The sequence below is a fragment of the Mycolicibacterium neworleansense genome (assembly GCF_001245615.1).
Classification (GTDB): Bacteria; Actinomycetota; Actinomycetes; order Mycobacteriales; family Mycobacteriaceae; genus Mycobacterium; species Mycobacterium neworleansense.
On sequence record NZ_CWKH01000001.1, the window covers coordinates 1,484,804 to 1,508,714 of the forward strand.

The following is a 23,911-nucleotide window of genomic DNA, read 5'->3' on the forward strand; positions in this document are numbered from 1 at the left end:
CATCGCTACTCGATCACGCCGCTGAGGTCGAAGTCCGCCAGCGTCTTGGCCACCAGCTCATGCAGCCACGGCGTGGAATTCTCCGAACCCGGCTGATAGGCGACGACGCTGAGTGAAACCTTGGCGTCGACCTGGCAGGCGACCACCGTGAGCAACCCACGGCGCTGTTCGAGGGCCCCCCGGGTGGCGTACCGGTCGATCCCCCGGAAGTAGAGGTAATCGGCCTCGGTACCGTCGGCCATGGCCACCGCTGCCGGGACCTCACCCATGTTCGAGCACGACACCGGCAGGTCGGCGGCGAATCCGAACACCATGTCAGCCATCTTGCGCACCACCCGTTTCGGGATGAACGGTGTCAGCGGCAGCAACTGCAGGGTCTCGTCGGGGACGTCGCGCGCGGTGGCCAGGCCGGCTTTGATCGCGGCACGGGCGTCGGAGAGATCGGTGGTCACCCGCTCCGGGTCGATGGACACATTGACGAGTCGCACGGCGTTGGCCCGCATGTCGACCGCGCCCAGGGTGCGGTCATTCTGCGGAATGTTCAGGGTGACCGCGCCGTCCTCTTCGCGCACCCGCCCCATTGCCTCGGCAAGCCTGGCCGCCACGCCGGCAACCAGCGAATAACTGTTTCCACCAAGAGTTTTCGCACGAAGAAGCCAATCCTCGGCGTTGATGTAGGCGGTGACGGCCGGCATGTAGACGCGCTCGTCGGCGCCGGCCACCTCACGCGGCCGGGCCGCACCCGAACGCGAGATGTCACCGCGCCGCCGCCGGGCCAATTTGGCCGCGGCCACCACGGTGCGAGCCACCTCGGGGGTGCCGCGCAGCGTTTCACCCAGATCCGATCGGATCGCCCGCCACCGGGTCCGCGACGACGGGGCGGGATGGTCGAAATCAGTCTTGTTGCCGTACACCGCATCCAGGATCGTCAGGATGCCGCCGCCGCCATCGCCCAGACAGTGCGAGCCCACCAGGCAGATCGCGGTCGAACCGTCGGTCATGGGCAGCACGCCCATGTGCCAGCCGGGGCCGTGCTCGGGATCCAGCGGCATCGCCGCCCGCTCGTCCACCCAGCCGCCGAGTTCGGCGCGGGTCCGGGGCTCGGCGATGTCGAGTTCAGCCTGGGGCCCAGGTGCCGAGACCCACCTGTGCCGACCGAACGGCAGCGGTGAGCGCTCGATTCGTCTGCCGAAAACACCATGGCCGATGCCCTCGAAGAACCGCCGGACTCCGTCGTAGTCGATCGGCCGTTCGTAGATCCACACACATTGCATGACGGCTTCTTGACCCGTGGCACGCAGGCCGAGAAACATCGCCTGATCCGTGAACGACAGCCGATCCTCTGATCGCGTGATGGTGTCCGTCATCCCCCAGCAACCTCCAACATGTCTGTGTTCAAGCCGTTTTCAGACCGAGGGCCGCTCCACCGCCGACCTCGCCCGCGGTAACCACCACGTCGTGCCCATCCACCACACGCAGGTAGGCAGCCTTCATGACTTCCAGGTAGCGCAGCACCGATTCCCGCGCCACCGGGTTGCTGGGGAAGGCGGCGGTGACCGTCGTGCGGTCTTCGACCCGGTTCACCCACATGCCGACCTGGAAGGCCGACCGGGAATCGCTGTAGAGCGTGCCGTTGAGTCGCTGCCATTCCGCGATGACGCCCGGTGAGAGCAGACCGGCATCCAGGTACGACAGCATCGGCACACCGGGATCCGGGGTGCGGATGCCGCTGTCCGGGCCCGCCAACTCCAACACTCGCTCGAACGGGACGTGTGCCAAATCCATGCCGCCGTCGAACGACTGCTGGGCAACCCGTGCCGCGGCGCTGAACGACGGCGTGGGCACCTCGACCGTGATCGGCACCAGACCGGTGAACCAACCGGTGGTCATGAATTCGTCCTCGCTGCGCCGCGTCGTGGTCGGTGTGATGACCCGGTAGGTGTCCTCACCGGTCAGCGCATACTGCGCCAGTGCGCCGCAAGCGAATACACCACCACTGAACCGCGCGCCGGCGGCGATGCACGCCTGCTCGAACCGGTCACCCTGCTCCTTGTCGAGCAGTTGGACGGTGATGACATCACCCGTGTGGGGCAGCGACGGATCCCCCAGCGGGAACGGGAACCGCGGCAGGGTTCCGTCGTTGGCCTTCAGGAACGTCATCCAGTTCCGCACTTCCGGCGAGTTCGCATCGAGCTCGGCGGTGTACTTGCGTTGCTCGCGGCAGTACCGGTCGTAGCTGCCGGCGTCGGGCAGTTGCAGCGGTGCGGCCCCGTGGACCAGTGCCTGGTACATCATGTGGATCTCGACGAAGGCCAGACCCATGAACATCGCATCGGTGTGGACATGGTCGACGCTGATGTACATGGTGAAATGGCTGTCCCGCTGGATGATTCCGAATCGGAAGCAATCCCACTGCCACGGGCCGGGCGTGGCGAGAATGTGCTCACGCCATTGGTCGGCCGACATCTCACCGTGCTTGGTGGGCACGAACTTGATATCGCGGGGGTTGCTCACGGTGCGCCGACGAATCGAACCGTCGTCGACGTACTCGAACCAGCTGTGGAAGGTGTCGTGCCGGCGCAGGTACGCGTTGATCACGTGCGACATCGCACGGATATCGCAGCGGCCCGGGACATCCCAGGCCGGGATGTTGAGCCTGGCCATGTCGGTGCCCTGAGACACGTGCTTGCGGAACGCCAGTAGGTGCTGCTCCTGCTGATAGCTCACCGGCACATCACTGACCGGAGCTTCAGAAACCTTGGCCACCGATGCCTGCGATGGACTCCACGACACCACTTCGCCGGGATCCCCCGACCAATCGTGAATGGGTTTCATCGCAACCACTGAGCATCTCCTGTCTTGATGACCACGCTGGACGGCGTCGCGCTCCCCATCCTCACGACGGAACCGACACGGGCGAATCCGGAGCCAGTGCGTCGCAGAGGCGTTCGGCGAGAACCCTGATGGTGCTGATGTCGGTCGCGCCGACCCGAATACCTGTCTCGGCCTCGATCCGCGTGCGGACCTCCAGGGTCCCGAGCGAGTCGAGACCGTATTCGGCCAGCGGGCGGTCCGGGTCCACGGACCGGCGCAGGATCGTGCTGATCTGCTCGGCGATCATCTTGCGCATCCGGGTCTGCCACTCGGCCGGCGGAAGGGCGCGCAGCTCGGACAGGAAAGCGCTACCACCCGCGCCACCGCGTGCGCCCGCCGAGGATGCGAACGCCTCGGCGAACCGGCTCGTCTGCGCGAACGCGGTGAGCCACGGCGTCCCGAGCACCGGAGCGTATCCGCTGTATGCCCGGTTGTGGCGCAGCAACGTCGTGAACGCGTAAGCCCCTTCTTCTGGCGAGATCGCCGCACCGGAACCCTCGGCCAGACCGGTGCCACGACCGATCTCCGACCAGGGTCCCCATCCGATCGCCAGTGCGGGCAGCCCCTGGCTGCGCCGCCAATGGGTGAATGCATCCAGCCAACTGTTGGCCGCGGCGTACGCGCCCTGCCCCGGCGAGCCGACCAGAGCCGCTGCCGAGGAGAACGAGCAGAACCAGTCCAATGACTGGCCGAGGGTGGCCCGGTGCAGGTTCCAGGCACCGTAAACCTTTGGCGCCCAGTCTCGTTCGACCAGATCATCGGTGATGTTGGCCAGTACGGCGTCTTCGACCACGGCCGCCCCGTGCAGCACGCCACGCAACGGCAGCCCCGTCGCGCACGCCACTTCCACGAGCCGGACGGCGGTTTCGGGATCGGCGATGTCGCCCAGTTCGACGGCGACTTCGGTCCCGGCACTGCGTATCCGGTCGATGACGGCCAGGGCAGCCGTGGACGGCGCGGATCGACCGTTGAGCACGATCCGGCCACAGCCGGCCGTCGCGAGCGTCTCGGCGAGGAACAATCCGAGACCGCCCAGGCCGCCCGTGACGACATAGGCACCGTCCGACCGGAAGGCGGGTGCCTCTTCCGGCGGGACCACCGCCGGGATCTGGCCGCCTTCTGGGATGTCGAGCACCAGCTTGCCGGTGTGCTCGGCCGCTCCCATCACGCGAATCGCGGTGGCACCGTCCTGCAGGGGGTAATGGGTCGTCTGCGGCAGCGGCAGCGTTCCGTCGGCGATGCGGCCGTAGCAGACCTCCAGCAGGCGCCGGACGGTATCGGGTTCGGTCAACGCCAGCAAGGCCAGGTCGACGGCATAGAACGACAGGTTGCGGCGGAACGGGAAGAGCCCCATCCGGGTGTCGCCGTAGATGTCACGCTTGCCGATCTCGACAAACCGTCCGCCGAAGGACAGCAGTTCCAGTCCGGCCCGCTGGGCCGCGCCGGTGAGCGAGTTCAGCACGATGTCCACGCCGTAACCGTCGGTGTCCCGGCGGATCTCGTCGGCGAAATCGGTGCTACGCGAGTCGTAGACATGCTCGATTCCCATGTCGCGCAGCACATTCCGTCGCGCTTCACTGCCCGCGGTCGCGAAGATCTCGGCTCCTACCGCACGCGCGATGGCGATCGCGGCCTGCCCCACACCGCCGGTGGCGGAATGGATCAGTACCTTGTCGCCGGCCGAGATCCGGGCCAGATCGTGTAGGCCGTACCAGGCGGTGGCATGTGCACTGGGCACCGCCGCGGCCCGGTCCATCGGCACCCCCGGGGGCAGCGTCACGGCCATGTTGGCATCGCATGTGACGAACGTCGACCAGGCACCATCGGCCGAGATGCCACCCACTTGGTCACCGACCTGGTGGGTGACCACACCGGCGCCCACCGCGGTGACCACACCGGCGAAGTCGGCGCCGAGTTTCGGCAGCCGCCCTTCGAAGCTGGGGTACCGCCCGAAAGCCACCAGCACATCAGCGAAGTTCAGGTTCGACGCGGTGACCGATACCTCGATCTGCCCGGGCCCCGGGGCCACGCGTTCGAAGGCAGCGAGTTCCAGCGACTGGATGTCACCAGGGGTCCGGATCTGCAACCGCATGCCCTCGCGGGCCGGGTTGACCACGGTGGTCCGTCGTTCCTCCGGCTGCAGCGGGCCCGGGATCAGCCGTGCCACATACCAATTGCCACCTCGCCAGGCGGTTTCGTCCTCGTCGGAGCCAACCAGCAGTTGAGCCACGATCCGCGCCGCGTCGGTGTAGTCGTCGACGTCGATCTGACTGGCCCGCAGCCGCGGATGCTCCATGCCGATCACCCGGATGAGACCGCGCAGTCCCGCTTCCTCCAGGTTGGCGGAGTCCTCTGCCAGCACCGTCTGGGCGTTGCGGGTCAACACGTGCAACCTCGGCGGTTCGCCGTGGACCTCGGGCAGTTCGCGCGCGATGTGCACCAGGTGCCGCACATTGTCGCCGCCGCGGCTGCCCGACTGTTCGTCGGTGATGCCGTTGCGCGGCGCGGTCACCACCAGGACGTCGCTGAACGGCCGTGCGGCAAGGTGCTCGCGCAGCCGCTCGGCGCGTGCGGCGTGATCAGACCGCTGCGGCCAAGCCATGGTCGTGACATCGACCTCGTGTGCCTTCAACGTGTCGGCCAGCCTGGTCGCCAGGAGATCGGCGGCGTCGGACGTGCTGATCAGCAGCCAGCGGCCCGGGTCGCGGAAGTCCGCTTCCGGCAATTCCTGCTGTCGCCACTCGATCGCCAGCAGTCGTTCGTTGAGCGTGCGCTCACGCTGCCCACTGGCCGAAACGCCTGTGCCCAAACGCAATCCGCCGATACTCAGCAGGGCGGTTCCCTGCTCGTCGAGCAGGTCGATGTCGACGGCCACTCCCGTCGGCGTGATCTCGGCGAACCGCGCCAGGCAGTACTGGACATTGCGGGTCGACCCGTAGGCCCGAAGGTGTCGCACCCCCAGCGGCAGCATCAGCGCACCGGTCAGGTCACCGCGCAGATGTGGATGCGCGCCGACAGCCTGGAAGCAGGCATCGAGCAGCGCCGGATGGATGCCGTACATGCCCTGTTGCGAACGGATCGAGCCGGGCAACGCGACCTCGGCGAGCACCGTGTCGACGGACTCCCCGTCCGGCGCACCGACATACGCGGCAACCAGGCCGGAGAAGGCGGGGCCGTATTGGATCCCACGCTCGGTGAAGCCGGCCCGCATCTCGGCACCCTCCACCCGCTGCGGGTGGGTGTCGAACAGTGCGGCGATGTCATAGGCCGGCGGCACTGCGGCGTCGTCACTGCGCTGCACCCGAGCGCCGGCGCGCCGGACACGCTCGCCCTCATGCAGCGTTTCCACCGCGAAATCGGCGGACGCGGCCCCCGTTACGGTCGCCGACGCCGACACCAGACTCTGCTCCTCGAGCAGCAGCATCTGATCGAACGTGATGTCGCGCAGTTCTGCCGCGTCACCGAATACGGCCCGTCCGGCCGCCAGTGCCATCTCGCAGTACACCGCGCCCGGCAAGGCCGCGACGTTGTGCACCTGATGATCACCGAGCCACGGCTGCGTGTCCGTGCCGACATCGGCCTGCCACACATGGCGTTCGGGTTCTTCGGCCAGCCGCACGTGCGCTCCGAGCAGCGGATGGACCGCGAGGACGGCGCCACCGGGGGCCAGCTCGTTGGGATCACGGACGAGCATCAACTGCTGCCGGTTCCAAGTGGGCAATGGCGCGTCGACGAGCCGGCCCTGCGGGCACAACACCCCGAAGTCGACCTGTGCGCCGGCACTGTGCAGGTCGGCCACCGCGCCGAGCAGGCCGCCGGGGAGAATCTGTTCGCGGCGCAGCGTGGCCAGGGCCACGTGCGGGATGTCGAGCGTGCGGGCGGTCTGATCCACGGCGTGGGTCAGCAGCGGATGCGGCGCGAGCTCGGTGAACACCCGGAACCCGTCCTCCAGCGCAGCCTGTACAGCCGCGGCGAACCGGACGGTGTGCCGCAGGTTGTCCACCCAGTAATCGGCATCCCAGTCGGCCAGATCACGGGGGTCGTACAGGGTGGCCGAGTAGTACGGAATGGTGGGCTCAGCCGGGTCGAGGTCGGCAAGCTCATCGGCGAGCTCGTCCAGGATCGGGTCGACCTGGGGAGTGTGGGACGCCACGTCGACCGCGACCTCGCGGGCCATGATGTCGCGGCCCTCCCACTCGGCGATCAGCGCGCGGATCGATTCCTTCGCGCCACCGACGACCGTCGAGTTGGGCGATGCCACCACCGCGAGCACCACGTCGTTGATGCCGCGGGCGGCCAACTCCGACAGCACCTGCTGGGCCGGCAGCTCGACCGACGCCATCGCACCGGCACCGGCGAGGGTCGCCATCAGCCGCGAGCGCCGGCAGATCACCTTCACGCCGTCGTCGAGCGACAGCACCCCTGACACGACCGCGGCGGCAACCTCGCCCATCGAGTGTCCGATCACGGCACCGGGTTCGGCACCGTGGGCGCGCAGCGTCGCCGCCAGCGCGATCTGGACGGCGAACACCGTGGGCTGCACCCGGTCGATACCGGTCACCACGTCGGTTGCCGTCATCGCCTCGGTCACGGAGAACCCGGACTCGCGCTCGATGAGTGGTTCGATCTCGGCGACGGCAGCGGCGAACGCCGGTTCGGACGCCAGCAGCCCGGCTCCCATTCCGGCCCACTGGGATCCCTGGCCGGAGAACACCCAGACCGGGCCGCGATCGTCCTGCGCCACCGCGGGCTCGTAGGGCACCTCGCCGCCGGCGATCTCGCGCAGTCCCGCGATGAGGCTGACCCGGTCGTCGGCGAGCACCGCGGTGCGCACCGGCCGGTGCGCCCTCCTACGCGACAGCGTGTAGGCCAGATCGGTCAAGTCGACGTCGGCCCGGTCGGCCAGCCAGTCAGCCAGCCGTCCCGCGGTCTCCCGAAGCGCCTCGGCAGACGTGGCCGAGAGTGCGAACAGTGAGGAACCGGCGCCGCCCCGAGGCTCTGCGTCCCCGTCGGCGGCCGGCGCCTGCTCCAGTACGGCGTGCACGTTGGTACCGGACAACCCGTAGGACGACACCGCGGCCCGACGGGGGTGTTGCCCGGTGACCGGCCAGTCGACCGTTTCCTTCGGGACGAACAGGTCGGTGTCGATGCGCGCCATCTCGTCAGGCAGGCGGGTGAAGTGCAGGTTGGGCGGGACGACGCCGTGCTGCAACGCAAGTACGGCCTTCATCAGGCCGACCGCACCCGAGGCCGATTGACTGTGGCCGAAGTTGGTCTTGGACGAGCCGAGCGCACACGGTGCGGCCGTGCCGTACACCGACGCCAGGCTTGCGAACTCGATCGGGTCACCGACCGGAGTACCGGTGCCGTGCGCCTCCACCAGGCCGACGGTGGCCGGGTCGACCGAAGCTGCGGCCAGCGCCGACCGGTACACGGCCTCCTGGGCATCGCGCGACGGGGTGGCGATGTTGACCGTGCGCCCGTCCTGATTCGCTGCGGTACCGCGGATGACGGCCAGCACGCGATCGCCGTCGCGTTCGGCATCGGTCAACCGCTTGAGCATCACGACCGCGGACGCCTCGCCGGCCACGAATCCGTCGGCCGCCGCGTCGAACGCATGGCAATGCCCGGTCGGCGACAACATGCCCTGCGCCGAACCCGATGCCAGCTTGCGGGGCTCGAGCACGATGCAGACACCACCGGCCAGAGCCACGTCGCTTTCGCCGTCATGCAGGCTGCGGCAGGCGTTGTGCACGGCCAGCAGACCCGATGAGCAGGCCGAGTCCACCGAGTAGGCGGGCCCGTGCGCGCCCAGGTGGTAGGCGATCCGGCCGGAGGCCAGGCTGAAGTTGTTGCCGGTGAACCCGTAGGGCCCCTCGATCGAGTGGGCGTCGGCGGCCAGCAGTTGGTAATCGCCATGGGTCAGACCCATGAACACACCCGTCAGCGAACCGGACAGCGTCGCCGGGTCGATGCCGGCATGTTCGATGGCTTCCCAGGCGGTTTCCAGGAGCAGGCGGTGCTGCGGGTCGATCGCAGTGGCCTCGCGCTCGCTGATACCGAAGAACCCGGCATCGAAACCGGCCACGTCGTCGAGGAATGCGCCCCACTTCGACACGGAACGGCCGGGCACGCCGGGTTCCGGGTCGTAGAACTCCTGTGCGTCCCATCGGTCGGCCGGCACCTCGGTGACGAGGTCGTCGCCCTGCAAAAGCGCAGCCCACAGCTGTTCAGGCGATTCGATCTGGCCCGGGAGCCGGCAGCCCATGCCGATGACGGCAATAGGGGTTACTGGAGTCTCGGCCAAGTCGGCTCAACCTCTCTCGATGTGATCGATGAGCAAAGCTCCGATCAACGTACTAAGACTGTGGAAAAGAATGTGTGCCACGTCGTCATCGACGCACGGTACCGAATCCGCATATCCGGCTCGAGTCGTTGCCAACGAAGTTCCGTAGCCTAGCGCCTGGGCCAGGCTAGATGTTGGAAACATGTGATCGCAAAAATGCTCCCATGTTCGCTGCGCCGGTCATGTTATTGAAAAATGGCAGGGTCCGCCAAATTGGCCAGCGAGGCCGAGCCGCGCCGCCCCAAATGGCGAAAAACGTCCCAATGATGTTGTCTCTCAACATATTCGGCACAACACGCTCGCAGCACGCGTCGGTGGTACTAATTATTCCGCTAACTAATCCAAACGCCATATCGGCGCCGTCGATCGCTTTCCCCAGGTTGTCCATAGTTGGAAAACGGTGTTCAGAATCAGTCCCACAGTTAATTCATAGGTTGCCGAGAAATCGTTAGCTGGCAACCGGCACGCAAACTACCGAATCCGTACTTGAACAGAATTCACGTTCCGGTCCGCCACGGTCAGATAATGGTACGAATGTGTACCCGAAAGACGCATCAGCTAATGGTTGTTGTTGACATCGCAACGTAATGACCAGCGGAGATCACGATCGACACGGCCTACGGCGCAACTCCGGATGGCAGGACCACCCCCACGCAGGTCGCCATGTCGCCACGAGCTGAGATTCAGGCCACGGCCGCACGATCACGTGAGGAGACCCACAACGCCCGCCGGAAGCAAACCGACCAGGGTTAACGGCGGAGATGCGCTGCAACTCCAGGAATAGTGACCCAATAATGGGACATGATGTGATGTATATCACTGCAGCTAGAACGCTTGCAGGCCGGTCCTTCGGCCCGGACGGCCCCACCGCAACGAAGAAAGCCGACCTGACGGCATCCGTCAGGTCGGCTCGGTTCGACAGTTGGTGAACTACCCCGCGGCGGGCTTCGGTACGCCGTGTGGCGACGCACCGAGATCGGGCACAGCGACGTAGCCGCGCTCCCGGGCGCGAGCCACATCCTTACGAATCAATGCGTTCAGACCGACGAAGGCAGCCATGTCCAACACCATGGGGGTCAACAACCGGTTGTGGACGAATCCGATCGCCAGCCCGCTGGCCGGGTCCGCCCAGCCAACCGACCCACCGAGGCCGACGTGACCGAACCCAGGCATGACCCCGAACGGAACCGAGTGATACCCGAGATGGAAGCCGAGTGGCACCCCCAGATTTCGGTCCGGGCGAATGCCCGATGGGCCGGTCAGCCCGGCCACGGTGCGCTCGGACAGGTATTCCACGCCCTTGATGCGCCCTCGATTGGCGATGGCGCCGTACATTCTGGCCAGGCCGCGGGCCGTCGCAACACCATTGACCGCAGGTGCCTCGGAGTCCAGGAACGGGGTCTGTCCCTGAACCAGCGACATCACGCCGGGGAAGTACATGGAGCCGAAAGCGCCCGAGAAGTTCAACGCGGCGACCCGCGGCGCCACGAAGTCGAACACGTGGTTGGGCCAGCTGCGTTGCGGCCCCAGAATCTGGGCGACCCGCGTGGGCGCGTCCACCGGTGGACGTCCCAGGTGCAGACCATCAGTTCCCAACGGTTCGGCCAGCTCCACCCGGAACAATTCACGCATGCCCTGTCCGGTCACCGCGCGAGCCAGACCCGACAACAACCAGCCGTACGTCAACGCGTGATACGCCGGCTTGCCGAACAGGAGTGAGTTCACCGACGCCTCGGCGACCCGGCTCTCCATCACCAGGTGATCCAGCAGATCGGCTTTGCTGACGCCATTGAGCTGAGAGAGCCCCGCCTCGTGGGCCATCACCTGACGCACCGTGATTGCGGATTTGCCGTTGGCCCCGAATTCAGGCCAATAGGCGCTCACCGGGGCGTCGTATTCGAGCAGGCCACGGTCGACGAGACGATGGATGACCGTCGAGGCCATGCCCTTCGTCGCCGAGAACACCATCGCGGCCGTATCGGCCGTCCAATATTGCGTCCCTGCGCGATCCGAGTAGCCCGTCCAGACGTCGACGACCGGCTCTCCGTCCTGGAGAACCACCAGCGCTCCACCGCCGTACTTCCGGCCTGGGAACAGCTTCGAGAACCCGCGGACCGTACAGGAGAAGTTCCTGTCCGCCGCGCCTTGGACGCCGTGTGGGAGCGCCTCGTCGCGCCTCCCGTTGTGATCGGTCACACACTTGAATTTACCTGGACCCCCGGCAAATTCCACCAGCGTTACCGACCTGTTAGCCGGGTTCGGCCGCCAACGTCACGGGGTCGGCTTGTCGTCCACCTTGAAGTCGATATTGACGTTGTCGGACTCGACAGCCTTGACCGTCGCCGTGACGCCGTACTTGGTGCCGTCCTTGGCCGTCAGCACACAATGCTGGGTCGCCCCGACCCTGCCAGGAATGCCATTTTCGCAGGTCACCGACTTGGCTTTGCGCTTGGCTGCGGCCTCCAGCTTCTCCTTCGCCAGCGTCTGCAGCTTGGCCTTGGCCACCGTGGGCGGCGAACCGGCCGACCCTCCGCCACCGCATCCGGTCAACACCGCACCGCCGAGCATCACCGCGGCCACGAGCACACGCAGTTTCACCTTCACGTCCCTCATCTCCGGGTCAGCCCAGCCTTTCGCTTCCGTGTCGCTGCGAACAGCCTAAGTGCGGCAAGGTCGGCGTCAGTCGGCCGCGTCGAGAATTTCCTGGGCAGCCAGCGCCGGTGTCAGTTCGCCCTCGCGCACCCGGCGCTCCACCTCGTCGCGGATGCTGCGCACGCCCGGATGCGACATCACCCGGTCCAGCACAGTGTCCCGCACCATCGACCAGGTCCAGTCCACCTGCTGCGCGCGGCGCCGGGCCTCGAACTCCCCCGCCTCGGTGAGCACCTCGCGATGTTTGAGCACTGTGCCCCACAACTCGGCAAGTCCGTGACCCTCGATCGCGCTCATCGTGAGAACCGGTGGGCGCCATAGCGTTTCGCGCGGGTAGATGAGACGGATGGCGCCGGTCAATTCGCGGGCCGCCGCCTTGGCCTCGATCGCGTGCTCACCGTCGGCCTTGTTGACCACGATGACGTCGGCCAGTTCCAGCACACCCTTCTTGATGCCCTGCAACTGGTCACCGGTCCGGGCCAGGGTGAGGAAGACGAAGGTGTCGACCATGTTCGACACCGTGACCTCGGACTGCCCCACCCCCACCGTCTCGACCAGGATGACGTCGTAACCCGCCGCCTCCAGCAACACGATGGTCTCGCGGGTGGCCTTGGCCACCCCGCCGAGCGTTCCCGACGTCGGCGACGGCCGGATATAGGCATCCGGATGGACCGCCAGTTGGGCCATCCGGGTCTTGTCGCCCAGGATCGATCCGCCGGTCCGGGTCGACGACGGGTCCACCGCCAGCACCGCAACCCGGTGGCCGGCCTCGATGAGGTACATGCCCAGGGCTTCGATAGTCGTCGACTTGCCGACACCCGGCACCCCGGTGATTCCGACGTGCTGGGCTTTGCCGGCATCTGGCATGAGCTCCAGCAGCAACTGCTGAGCCCGATCGCGATGGTCGGCCCGGGTGGACTCGACCATCGTGATGGCTCGTGCCAGCGCGGCGCGGTCGCCGCGGCGAATGGCGGCCGCCAGTTCGGGAACTGAACTCATATCCCGGGTCGCTCCGCTCCTGCCCTCCGGATGACAGCCACCCCTAGCTCAGCTGGTAACCGAGCCGGTCTGCCAGCTTCTGCAGCAGGCCGATGGCGGCATCGGCGATCACGGTGCCCGGCGGGAAGATCGCGTTCGCGCCGGCCTCGTACAGCTCGTCGAAATCCCCGGGCGGGATGACCCCGCCGACGACGATCATGATGTCGGGGCGACCCACCTCGGCCAGCGCGTCACGCAGCGCCGGCACCAGGGTGAGATGCCCCGCGGCCAGCGAGGACACCCCGACCACATGCACGTCGTTGTCGGCGGCCTGACGGGCCACCTCCTCCGGGGTGGAGAACAGCGAGCCCACGTCGACGTCGAAGCCGATGTCGGCGAATGCCGTCGCGATCACCTTCTGCCCACGGTCGTGCCCGTCCTGGCCCATCTTGGCCACCAGGATGCGTGGCCGACGGCCGTCGGCTTCGGCGAACTTGTTCACCAGCTCCGTCGCGGTAGACATTCCGCCGACCTTTCCAGCTCCCCCTATTTCGTCGCGGTAGACGCCCGAAATCGTACGGATCTCGGCCTGATGCCGCCCGTAGACCTTCTCCAGCGCGTCAGAGATCTCGCCGAGGGTGGCCTTGGCGCGCGCGGCGTTGATGGCCAGGGCCAACAGGTTGTTGCCCAGCCCGTCCTCGCCCGCGGAGCCGGTGGCCTCGGCGGCGCGAGTCAGCTCGGCCAATGCGGCTTGCGTCGCCGACTCGTCGCGGTCGGCCCGCAGTTGCTGCAGCTTGGCCAGCTGCTCTGCCCGCACGCGGCTGTTCTCGACCTTGAGGACCTCGATCTCCTGGTCCTCGTCGACCTGGTACTTGTTCACGCCGATCAGCGGCTGGGCACCGGAATCGATGCGCGCCTGGGTCCGCGCGGCCGCCTCTTCGATGCGCAGCTTGGGGATGCCGTCGCTGATCGCCTGCGCCATGCCGCCGTGTTCGGCGACCTCCCTGATGTGCGCACGGGCTCGGTCGGCCAGCTGGTGGGTCAGCCACTCGACGTAGTACGAACCGCCCCACGGATCGATCGGCCGCGTGGTGCCCGACTCCTGCTGCAGCAGGAGCTGGGTGTTGCGGGCGATGCGCGCCGAGAAGTCGGTGGGCAGCGCGAGCGCCTCATCGAGCGCGTTGGTGTGCAGCGACTGGGTGTGGCCCTGGGTGGCCGCCATCGCCTCGATACAGGTGCGGGCCACGTTGTTGAACACGTCCTGCGCGGTCAGCGACCAACCCGAAGTTTGCGAGTGGGTCCGCAAGGACAGCGATTTGTCGCTCTTGGGATCGAACTGGGCCACCAGTTCGCTCCACAGCAGGCGGCCGGCCCGCAGCTTGGCGACCTCCATGAAGAAGTTCATCCCGATGCCCCAGAAGAAGGACAGGCGGGGTGCGAACTTGTCGATGTCCAGCCCGGCGTCCAGGCCGGCCTTGATGTACTCGACACCGTCGGCCAGCGTGTAGGCGAGCTCCAGATCGGCTGTGGCCCCGGCCTCTTGGATGTGATAGCCGGAGATCGAGATCGAGTTGAACTTCGGCATCTTGGCGCTGGTGTAGGCGAAGATATCCGAGATGATCCGCATCGACGGCTTGGGCGGATAGATGTAGGTGTTGCGGACCATGAACTCTTTGAGGATGTCGTTCTGGATGGTCCCGGCGAGCTTCTCCGGGGGCACACCCTGTTCCTCTGCGGCGACGACGTACAGCGCCAGGATCGGCAGCACCGCGCCGTTCATCGTCATCGACACCGACACGGTCGACAGGTCGATGCCGTCGAACAGCTGGCGCATGTCGAGGATGGAATCGATTGCCACGCCGGCCATTCCGACGTCACCCTGGACGCGCGGGTGATCCGAGTCGTACCCGCGGTGGGTGGCCAGGTCGAAGGCCACCGACAGGCCCTTCTGGCCGGCCGCCAGGTTGCGCCGGTAGAAGGCGTTGGATTCGGCGGCGGTGGAGAACCCGGCGTACTGGCGGATGGTCCACGGCTGATTGACGTACATCGTCGGGTAAGGCCCACGCACGAAAGGCGGCGCGCCGGGGAAGCTGTCGAGCGGGTAGCCGGCTTCGGCCACCGCGTCCCGGTCGGCAGCGATGTACACCGGCTTGACGTCGATGCCCTCCGGCGTGGTCCAGGTCAGCTGGTCAGCCGTATAGCCGTGCGCGGCGGCGGCGGCCTCGACCTGCCCGGCCACCGCTTCCGGGGTCACCGGCTGGGCCGGGCTGTCCCCGCGCAGCGGTACGTCGGCGAAACTACGGATCTCTGATCCTGTTGTGGCAGTCATCTCAGGCCCCCAGTCCGGTGAGGAGGTTCGACAATGCTTCGACCGCATCGATCTTGGCGGTCAGGTACCCGTCGGGTTTCGAATCGGCTTCGGCGACGGCCTTTTCCGGTCCGGCCAGGAGCACCTGACCAACACCGGCGGCACGCGCCGCCGCCACCGCGCCGGAAGCCTCCGTGCCGTAACGGGCATCGGTCCCGCACAGCACCGCCACCGCCGGAGCGCCGGCATCGGCCACCGCTGCGGCGATCCCGGCCGCGTCCACGGTCCCGGGGTTGATCGCCTCGATCCCGCCGGAAGCCAACAGGTTCGAGGCGAAGGTGGTGCGGATGTTGTGCTCGGCCAACGGGCCCAGCGGCAGCAGCAGGACCTTGGGCCGGGCGCCGTTGGCCGCGAGGTACGCGTCCGAGCGGTCGCGCAGCGCCTCGAAACCGGCCGCGTACCGAGCGATCGACGACGGCGAAGTTCCCTGCGGGAGCGGCTTTTCATCGAGGTTCGGGAACTCGTTGACACCGGTGATCGCGGTGCGACGGTGTGCGATGTCGTCACGGCGGCGCGTCGCGACCTCATCGATCTGGGCGGCGATGTGATCGCGTGCCCCGACGAATCCACCGCGCGCCTCGATGTCCTGGAAGTGCGCCCAGGCCTGTTCGGCGAGTTGGGCGGTGAGGTCCTCGACGAACCACGACCCACCGGCCGGGTCGAGCACCTGACCGATGTGCGACTCCTCCAGCAGCAACAACTGGGTGTTGCGGGCGATGCGGCGCGCGAAGCTCGTCGACGTCCCCTCCAGGCCGTCCGGAATGGCTGCGTCGAAAGGCAGCACCTGGACGGTGTCGGCGCCCCCGACGCCCGCCGAGAAAGCCGCCAACGTGGTGCGCAGCATGTTCACCCAGGGATCACGCTGGGTCATCATCGGCAGGGAGGTCACGGCGTGGATCCGGGCGGCTCCAGCCTCGGGCGCCCCGACCACCTCGGCGACCCGGGCCCACAGCTGACGCGCGACGCGCAGCTTGGCGATCGTCATGAACTGATCGTCATCAGCGGCGTAGCGGAAGCTGATCTGCCGCAACGCATCCGATGTGGCCACGCCGCCGTCATTGAGGATGCGCAGGTAGGCGACCGCCGCGGCGATCGAACCTGCGACCTCCCAGGCCGCGCTGGCGCCGCGGTTGTGGAATGCCGGTCCGTCGACGGTGATCGCGCGAACTCCGCCGGCATGGCCGGTGAGCTTGGCGACGGCGGCGAGTAAGTCCGAGTCATCGGCCGTGGCTGAATTGTCGGCTCCGCCGACGGCGGGCTGCCCGGACAGCGGCGCGGTCAGCGGATCGGCGCCCAGATCGATCGACAGCCGCGAGCGCTGGTCGTCGTCAAGGTCTTTCAGCAGGGGCAGCACCGCATCGGCGATGGCGGTCAGGTCGGTTCCGGCGCTTTCCAGGATCACCGGCACCAGGTCCAGGAACACACCGTCCAACAGACGGTCCAGCTCACCCAGCGAAATACCGTCCTCGCCGCCGACCCGCAGGGCCAGCGCGCTGGCGCCCTCGGTCAAGGCCACCAGTACCGCGCCGTTGACCGTGCCCACGGCGGTGCCTGCGACGGCTGGGAAGCTCTCGACGACCTTCCAGCCGGACTTCACGTCACGAAGGGCGTCGCCGCCGCGCACGAATGGCCACTGCCCCGGCAGGGTGGATTCCGGACGGGCGTCCAGGCTCGTGTAGAGCGGCCGGATGGCGAAACCCTCGTAGGTCTGCGAATCCAGCAGGCGCTCCGGCTCGGCGGGCAGATCGGCAACATCTCGCCGACTGCTCTTGGCCAGCACACCGGCGACCGCCGTCCGCCACTGCTGACGGTCCGACTCGACCGCACTAGTCCCCTGTAACGACACCCGCATCTCCTGTTATCGCAGCGTGTGACCTACCCACTTGACCCTCAGGCTAAATGATCGCCATCACGGCGCTGACCGCTGGTGGGCGGACTCGCGGTTACACCCAGCGGTGTTCCCCGCCGCCGGGACGTACTGTTGTAAAACGTGAAACCCGTCGTCAGAACCCTGCGCGTGGTACGCGCCGCGGTGATCGCGACGGCTTCCCAGTTGCCACCTCGGCGGATCGTGGGCCTGCTGACGGGCATTGTGATTCTTGTCGCAGTTGCCGTACTGGTTCCGTTGCCGACAGCCATGCAGATGCGGGACTGGGCCACCTCGGTGGGCCCATGGTTCCCCCTCGCGTTCCTCGGCGCCCACATCGTGGTGACGGTCTTCCCGTTCCCGCGCACCGCCTTCACGCTGGCCGCAGGTCTGTTGTTCGGTCCGGTACTGGGCATAGCGATCGCGGTGGTCGCCAGTGCGGTCAGTGCCGTGCTCGCGCTGTTCCTGATCCGCGCGGCCGGCTGGCAGCTCAATCGTCTGGTCCCACATCCTCGGGTCGACTCGCTGGACACCCGGCTTCGGCGGCGGGGCTGGCCGGTGGTGCTGTCGATGCGGTTGATCCCGGCGGTGCCGTTCTCGGTGCTGAACTACGCCGCGGGCGCCTCGGCGGTGCGGGTGGTCCCCTACACGTTGGCGACGCTGGTCGGGCTGTTCCCCGGCACGGCGGCGGTCGTCATCCTGGGCGATGCGCTGACCGGCAACATCAGCCCGGCGCTGATCCTGGTGTCGCTGGGCACCGCCGCGCTCGGCGTGGCCGGGCTGATCTACGAGGTACGTCTCCACCGCCGCGACCACCACCGCGAGCGTGCGCGTCTGCAGGCCGACACACCGCAATCGGTGGGCATTTCACGCACGCTCACCGAGCCCTGAACGGAGCAGGAGGAGACACCACATGAGCGCACTGTCCGGCTTCGGTGCCCGCCTCCTGCGCAACCGCGGTCTCGTACGAGCCCCGATCTGGCTCTACCGGATCCGGGCCGGGGCGCTGCTCGGCACCAGAATGATGATGCTCGAGCACATCGGCCGCACCTCCGGTGAACGCCGCTACGTGGTGCTCGAAGTCGTCGACCGCCCCAGTCCCGACGCCGTCATCGTCGCCTCCGGTTTCGGCGCGAAAGCCCAGTGGTTCCGCAATATCTCGGTCAATCCCCAGGTTCGGGTGTGGCTCGGCAGCCACCGGCCGGTGGCCGGCGTGGCCCACGTCATCGACCAGGACCGCACCGACCGGGTTCTGACCGACTACCGGCAGCGCCACCCCGCCACCTGGCAGCAGTTCAAGCTCGTCCTCGAAGACACGCTCGGCCAACCGATCACCGACACCGGCGCCCCGCTGCCGATGGTCGAGATCCGGTTACAGCCGCAACGCTGACGCCCGCCGGCCCTATTGCGCCCGGTGCGCGCCTCCCTCGAGTTCGGTGGGCGGAGGCTGCGGCGGGTTCGGCAACGACGCCTGTTGCGGCCCGGCGTTCAGCGGCGGCGTCGTGGCGCGCGCCTCGGCCTCGGCCTTGGCCACGGCCTGGGCGATCGCCGGATCGGTCTCGGTGGAGAACCATTCGGCGACCTCGTCGCTGTCGTCCTCGGGCTTGGGCAGATCCTCGTCGACCGGCGACGGCGTGTACCGGAACACCCCGTCCTCGCCGGGCGCGCCGAGCAGCTTGGTGAAGCCCTGCAACGCCGAACCGAAGTCGCTGGGCACCAGCCAGACCTTGTTCGCCTCCCCCTTGGCCATCTGAGGCAGCGTCTGCAGGTACTGGTACGCCAGCATTTCCGGGGTGGGCCGCCCGGCCTTGATCGCGGCGAAGGTCTTCTCGATGGCCTTGGCCTGCCCCTGCGCCTGCAGGTACTGAGCCGCCCGCTCACCCTGAGCCCGCAACATCCGCGACTGCCGGTCGGCCTCGGCGGCCAGGATCGCGGCCTGCTTGGCCCCCTCGGCCGCCAGGATCTGCGACTGCTTCTGGCCTTCGGCCTGTTTGATCGACGACTCCCGCACGCCCTCTGCGGTCAGGATCATCGCGCGCTTGTCGCGGTCGGCCTTCATCTGCTTTTCCATCGACTCCTGGATGGAGGGCGGCGGGTCGATGCTGCGCAATTCGACCCGTGCCACCCGCAGCCCCCAGCGACCGGTCGCCTCGTCCAGCACGCCCCGCAACTGAGCGTTGATCGAGTCGCGTGAGGTCAGCGTCTGCTCCAGCGTCATGCCACCGACGACGTTGCGCAGCGTGGTGGTGGTCAGCTGCTCCACACCGACGATGTAGTTGCTGATCTGGTACACCGCCGCTTGCGGGTTGGTGACCTGGAAATAGACCACGGTGTCGATGTTGAGGGTCAGGTTGTCCTCGGTGATCACCGGTTGCGGCGGGAACGACACCACCCGCTCGCGCAGGTCCACCCGCGCACGGATCCGGTCGATGAACGGCACCAGCAACGTCAGCTGACCGCTGACCGTGCGGCTGTACCGGCCGAGACGCTCGATCACCGCGGCCTCGGCCTGGGGAATGAGCGCAACCGATTTGGCCACGACGATGATCGCGAAAACCACCAGCACAAGCAGCAAGACCAGCCCGGCTACGGCACCTTCCATGGTGAATCCTCCCTGGTACTACGTCGACTCGAAGAGGCACTACATCGTTTTGAAGACCACCGCGGTGGCGCCGTCGATCCTCACCACGGTCACATGATCACCCGGTTCGTATACATCGTGGTCGTTGAGGGGCCGCGCCGTCCAGACTTCTCCGTCGAGCTTGACCTGACCCTCGTGCTGAGCCACCCGGTCCAGCACCAGCGCGGACTTACCCTCCAACGCCTTGACGGGCTCGGGAAGCCCTCGCCCGGCCTCGAACCGGCGCCGCAGCGCGGGCCGGACCAGCACCAGCAAAAGCACCGACACCACGAGGAACACCACGCCGTCCGCCCACAGCGGCAGGTCGAACAGCCAACTCGATCCGCTCGCGGCCAGGGCACCACCGGCCAGCATGAGCAGGAACATGTCGCCGGTCAGGGCCTCCGCCCCGGCGAGTCCCAGCGCCAGGATGAGCCAGATCAGCGGTAGCGGCATGCGCTCACCCTAGCGAATCAGGCCCGATCGGCGGCCGACAATTACACTGCCAGGATCATGTGGTGTCCAAGTGCAACGCTTTCGATGTGGGCCAACGCCTGGCTTGCCGGCGCGGCCGCGCCTGACGACGTCCTCGACGCGTTATCCCAGTGGGCTCCAATGCATTCTGTGACCGCGTATGACTCGCAGGCCGCGGTCCGCACCGGCCTGCCCTGGCCGGAGTTGGAGGACTCCGGCTCGGTGTCCTTGCTTCAGACCCTGCGCACCGCCGTCGGCAGGTCCGGTACCAGGCCCTCGATCAGGGTGGCCCTGCCGGTCCCCGGCGACGTCCGCGGATTGCCCGCCGGCTCGCAGTTCCAGCGGGATGCGCTCACGGTCGGCGAAGCCGTGCTGGTGACCCACGACGAGTTGGACGGCGTCGGACTGGTGCCCGAGTTCGAGTACTTCGAATTCGATGACGTGGAAACCGAATCCACGTTCGAACCCGAACCGCGGGCGCTGTCGTGGACGGTGTACTCGCTGCCCGTCCTGCCACCGCCGCAACACCACGACCTCGGTGCGGCCGAGTACGAGTTGCGGTCGGCGGTGCGCTCGGCAGCCGACACCCTGGTCGCGCTGCGGGCCGGTGTCGGTGTCGACATCGACGACCCCCGCGGCATGGTGGAAGACATCCTCGAAGCCGGCCGGATGCACCCGATCCCCGACCACGCCCCGACCCGGGCGGTGCGGGTGCTGGAGAACGCCGCGCACGTGGAGGCGATCATCACGGTGAGCTCGGGCCTGATGCCGATCGGCCTACAGAGTTCCTCAGAGGTACAGATCGCCGGCGACGCCATGCGGCCGCTGGCCCAGGTGGTGCGCTCGGCCCGACTGGCCGCCCTCGAGGCGATCCTGCAATCTGCTTGGCGGGACTAGCTTTTCACCAGACCCGAACGGTTCACCGGCTAGGACGGCGTGCCACAGCAGCCCGGTGAGCACGGCGCACCGTTGATGCTGAATCCGTAGCCGGGGGCCGGCTCCGGACCGACCACCCGCAGCGGCTGCGCACCGGTGCGCAACTCCTCGATCAGCCCGGCGGCCAACCGGGCGAAACGCTCATCGGCATTCGGGGTACTGGCCCGCGCGAAGGCGATACCGGCCTGCTCGGCCTGCTGCCGCAACTCGTAATCGAGATCCCACACCACCTCGATGTGGTCGGCGACGAAGCCGATCGGGCAGACGATGACCGCCCGGGTCCCCTTCTGCCCCAAGGCCGTCAGATGATCGGCGATGTCGGGCTCCAGCCACGGGATCCGGGGCGGGCCCGACCGCGACTGCCACACCTGGTCGAAATCGGCATAGCCCGCGGCGGCGGCCACGAGCCGTGTCGCGTAGCCGACCTGCCGACTGTAGAGCCTCGGACCGTGCCGCTCATCGGCAGCGATCGGAATCGAGTGCGCGGTGAACACCAACCGGGCCTCGTCGCGCAGTTCGGCAGGCAGGGTGGCGGCCGCTTCGGCGATCGCCTCGGCGAACATCTCCACCAGCAACGGATGGTCGAAGTACTGCCGCAGTTTGACCAGCTCCGGCGCGTCGTCACCCACCGCGGCGCGGGCACGGGCGATGTCCTCGACGTACTGCGTGCAGCTGGAATAGCCGCCCCAGGCCGATGTGGTGAACACCGCAGCCCGCCGAATCCCGTTGTCGCGCATCTGCGCAACCGTGTCCTCGACGTACGGTGCCCAGTTCCGGTTTCCGAAGTACACCGGAAGGTCGGGCAGCTGCACCCGCAACTGCTCGATCAGGGCCCGGTTGATGCCGTTGATCGGCGATACCCCGCCGAAATGCAGGTAATGCTCGGCGACGTCGGCCAACCGCTCGGCCGGGATGCCGCGCCCCCGGGTCACGTTCTCCAGGAACGGCATCACCTGCTCGGGCGCCTCCGGCCCCCCGAAGGACAGCAGCAGAACCGCGTCGAAGCCGGCTTCATCGACCGCCATCTTCTCGCCTCTCTATACGGCGAAACCGCATTCCAGCAGGAATCGTGCGCGGGCACACCTGCTGGAATGCGGTTTCGGCGAAAAACAAAGTCAGAGCAGCTGGGTGCTGGCGCCGCCGTCGGCGTAGATGATGGTGCCGGTGGTGGCAGGCAGCCAGTCGGACAGCAACGCGCACACCGTCTTGGCGACCGGCGTCGGATCCTTCATGTTCCAGCCGATCGGCGCGCGCTGATCCCAGCCCTCTTCGAGGAGCTGCATCTGCTGGCCGGCCTCGTCGCCCAGCGCGCCGCCGACAATGGCACTCATGGCCAGGGTCCGAATCGGGCCTGCGGCAACGAGGTTCGACCGCACGCCGAACTTGCCCGCCTCCCGCGCCACGAACCGGTTGACTGATTCCAGTGCGCTCTTGGCCACCGTCATCCAGTTGTAGGCGGGCATGGCGCGGGTCGGGTCGAAGTCCATGCCGACGATGCCGCCGCCTTCGTTCATGACCGGCAGCAGCGCCTTGGCCAGCGAGGCGTACGAGTAGGCCGAGATGTGGATGCCCTTGGCGACGTCCTCGTAGGGGGCGTCGAAGAACGGGTTGACGCCCATGCCGCTCTGCGGCATGAAGCCGATCGAGTGCACCACGCCGTCGAGCTTGTTGCCCGCACCGATGACTTCGGTGACCCGGTCGGCCAGGCTCGCCAGATGCTCCTCGTTCTGCACGTCGAGCTCCAGCAGCGGCGCCGGCTTGGGCAACCGGTCGGCGATGCGCTGGATCAGCTTCATCCGGTCGAACCCGGTGAGCACCAGCTCAGCACCGGCCTCCTGGGCCACCTTGGCGATGTGGAACGCGATCGACGAGTCCGTGATGATCCCGGTGACGAGGATCCGCTTGCCTTCGAGCAAACCTGCCATTGTCCTGACTCCTACTTTGGTGAAGAGTTATGCGAAAGTTGTTGTGATCCAGCGCTTTTGGATCAGTGCCCCATGCCCATGCCGCCGTCGACGGGAATCACCGCGCCGGCGATGTAGCTGGCGTCCTCGGAGGCCAGGAAGCTGACCGCACCGGCGACCTCCTCGGCGGTACCGACCCGCTTGGCCGGAATGAACTCCAGGGCACCGGCCTGGATCCGCTCGTCGAGCGCCCGGGTCATCTCGGTGTCGATGTAGCCGGGGGCCACGACGTTCGCGGTGACGCCGGCCTTGGACAGTTCACGGGAGATCGAGCGGGCCATGCCGATCAGGCCGGCCTTGGCGGCCGCGTAGTTGGCCTGGTTGCCGATGCCCCACATACCCGAGACCGAGCCGATGAAGATGATCCGGCCGAAGCGCTTGCGCTGCATGCTGCGGGAGGCGCGCTGGGCCACCCGGAACGCCCCGGTCAGGTTGGCGTTGATGACGTTCTCGAACCGCTCCTCGGTCATCCGCATGAGGAACGCATCCTGCGAGATGCCGGCGTTGGACACCAGGACCTCGACCGGCCCCTGGTGCTCCTCGACCTCTTTGAACGCGCGGTCGACGGCGTCGTTGTCGGTGACGTCGCACACGACGCCAAACAGTCCCTCTGGCGCTCCGGAGCCGCGGTGGGTGACCGCCACCTTGTGCCCGTCGGCGGCCAGCCGCTGTGCGATCGCCAGGCCGATCCCCCGGTTACCACCGGTGACCAGAACGGAGCGGGGAACGAAAGCCGGTCGACCGCCGGGTTCTGCGGTGGCGGTTTCGGTGTCGGCGTTCGAGACAGCAGCGTCACTCATGCCCGTCAACTTATCTCCTCAACGGCAGGGTC

General features: G+C 67.4%; 16 protein-coding genes. 3 read left to right on the forward strand and 13 right to left on the reverse strand.

Going from position 1 to position 23,911, the window contains the following annotated elements; translation table 11 throughout:
- Positions 1-5: 5 nt before the first annotated feature.
- The 8 genes from BN2156_RS06955 to mutA all read right to left on the reverse strand — a co-directional run bounded on the left by BN2156_RS06955 (position 6) and on the right by mutA (position 17,070).
- On the reverse strand, positions 6-1,367 hold the full coding sequence (locus tag BN2156_RS06955; protein WP_090511731.1) for a wax ester/triacylglycerol synthase domain-containing protein: 1,362 nt from the start codon (positions 1,365-1,367) through the stop codon (positions 6-8).
- A gap of 28 nt (positions 1,368-1,395) precedes the next feature.
- The gene (locus tag BN2156_RS06960; protein ID WP_162490749.1) at positions 1,396-2,844 is read right to left on the reverse strand and encodes a condensation domain-containing protein; all 1,449 of its coding nucleotides are present in this window, start codon (positions 2,842-2,844) and stop codon (positions 1,396-1,398) included.
- A gap of 52 nt (positions 2,845-2,896) precedes the next feature.
- Positions 2,897-9,181, reverse strand: coding sequence for a sulfolipid-1 biosynthesis phthioceranic/hydroxyphthioceranic acid synthase (gene pks2 / locus BN2156_RS06965; RefSeq protein ID WP_090511736.1), 6,285 nt, complete (start codon positions 9,179-9,181; stop codon positions 2,897-2,899).
- 969 nt (positions 9,182-10,150) lie between these two features.
- The gene (gene lipL / locus BN2156_RS06970) at positions 10,151-11,416 is read right to left on the reverse strand and encodes an esterase/beta-lactamase LipL (protein ID WP_090511739.1); all 1,266 of its coding nucleotides are present in this window, start codon (positions 11,414-11,416) and stop codon (positions 10,151-10,153) included.
- A gap of 75 nt (positions 11,417-11,491) precedes the next feature.
- On the reverse strand, positions 11,492-11,833 hold the full coding sequence (locus BN2156_RS06975) for a DUF4333 domain-containing protein (protein ID WP_090511741.1): 342 nt from the start codon (positions 11,831-11,833) through the stop codon (positions 11,492-11,494).
- A gap of 66 nt (positions 11,834-11,899) precedes the next feature.
- A complete protein-coding gene (meaB, locus tag BN2156_RS06980; RefSeq protein ID WP_090511744.1) occupies positions 11,900-12,871 on the reverse strand; it encodes a methylmalonyl Co-A mutase-associated GTPase MeaB in 972 nt (323 codons plus the stop codon).
- A gap of 43 nt (positions 12,872-12,914) precedes the next feature.
- The gene (gene scpA / locus BN2156_RS06985; protein WP_090511747.1) at positions 12,915-15,179 is read right to left on the reverse strand and encodes a methylmalonyl-CoA mutase; all 2,265 of its coding nucleotides are present in this window, start codon (positions 15,177-15,179) and stop codon (positions 12,915-12,917) included.
- A gap of 1 nt (position 15,180) precedes the next feature.
- Entirely contained in the window at positions 15,181-17,070 is a 1,890-nt protein-coding gene (gene mutA / locus BN2156_RS06990) for a methylmalonyl-CoA mutase small subunit (protein ID WP_162839208.1), read from the reverse strand.
- A 138-nt stretch (positions 17,071-17,208) separates the two neighbouring features.
- Between mutA and BN2156_RS06995 the strand changes: the two genes are divergently transcribed.
- Positions 17,209-17,976, forward strand: a complete 768-nt coding sequence (locus BN2156_RS06995) for a TVP38/TMEM64 family protein (protein WP_090511749.1) — start codon at positions 17,209-17,211, stop codon at positions 17,974-17,976.
- A gap of 22 nt (positions 17,977-17,998) precedes the next feature.
- Positions 17,999-18,475 carry a nitroreductase family deazaflavin-dependent oxidoreductase gene (locus tag BN2156_RS07000; protein ID WP_090511751.1) on the forward strand — a complete coding sequence of 159 codons (477 nt, stop codon included), beginning with the start codon at positions 17,999-18,001 and terminating at the stop codon, positions 18,473-18,475.
- Positions 18,476-18,487: 12 nt separating this feature from the next.
- On the opposite strand, the gene BN2156_RS07005 is transcribed toward BN2156_RS07000, so the two are convergent.
- Together BN2156_RS07005 and BN2156_RS07010 are read right to left on the reverse strand one after the other, a co-directional pair.
- Positions 18,488-19,687, reverse strand: coding sequence for an SPFH domain-containing protein (locus BN2156_RS07005; protein WP_090511753.1), 1,200 nt, complete (start codon positions 19,685-19,687; stop codon positions 18,488-18,490).
- A 39-nt stretch (positions 19,688-19,726) separates the two neighbouring features.
- Positions 19,727-20,161, reverse strand: a complete 435-nt coding sequence (locus BN2156_RS07010) for an NfeD family protein (RefSeq protein WP_090511755.1) — start codon at positions 20,159-20,161, stop codon at positions 19,727-19,729.
- Positions 20,162-20,218: 57 nt separating this feature from the next.
- Between BN2156_RS07010 and BN2156_RS07015 the strand changes: the two genes are divergently transcribed.
- Complete coding sequence (locus tag BN2156_RS07015) at positions 20,219-21,076, forward strand: Rv1486c family protein (RefSeq protein ID WP_090511757.1); 858 nt, start codon at positions 20,219-20,221, stop codon at positions 21,074-21,076.
- A gap of 29 nt (positions 21,077-21,105) precedes the next feature.
- Here the strand turns inward: BN2156_RS07015 and BN2156_RS07020 are convergent, their stop codons facing one another.
- The 3 genes from BN2156_RS07020 to fabG1 form a co-directional block, all read right to left on the reverse strand.
- A complete protein-coding gene (locus tag BN2156_RS07020; RefSeq protein ID WP_090511759.1) occupies positions 21,106-22,140 on the reverse strand; it encodes a ferrochelatase in 1,035 nt (344 codons plus the stop codon).
- Between the two features lie 90 nt (positions 22,141-22,230).
- Positions 22,231-23,040 carry an NADH-dependent enoyl-ACP reductase InhA gene (inhA, locus tag BN2156_RS07025; protein WP_090511761.1) on the reverse strand — a complete coding sequence of 270 codons (810 nt, stop codon included), beginning with the start codon at positions 23,038-23,040 and terminating at the stop codon, positions 22,231-22,233.
- Between the two features lie 62 nt (positions 23,041-23,102).
- Positions 23,103-23,879 (reverse strand): 3-oxoacyl-ACP reductase FabG1, encoded by a 777-nt coding sequence (fabG1, locus tag BN2156_RS07030; protein WP_090511764.1) that lies wholly within the window; start codon positions 23,877-23,879, stop codon positions 23,103-23,105.
- Positions 23,880-23,911 lie beyond the last annotated feature (32 nt).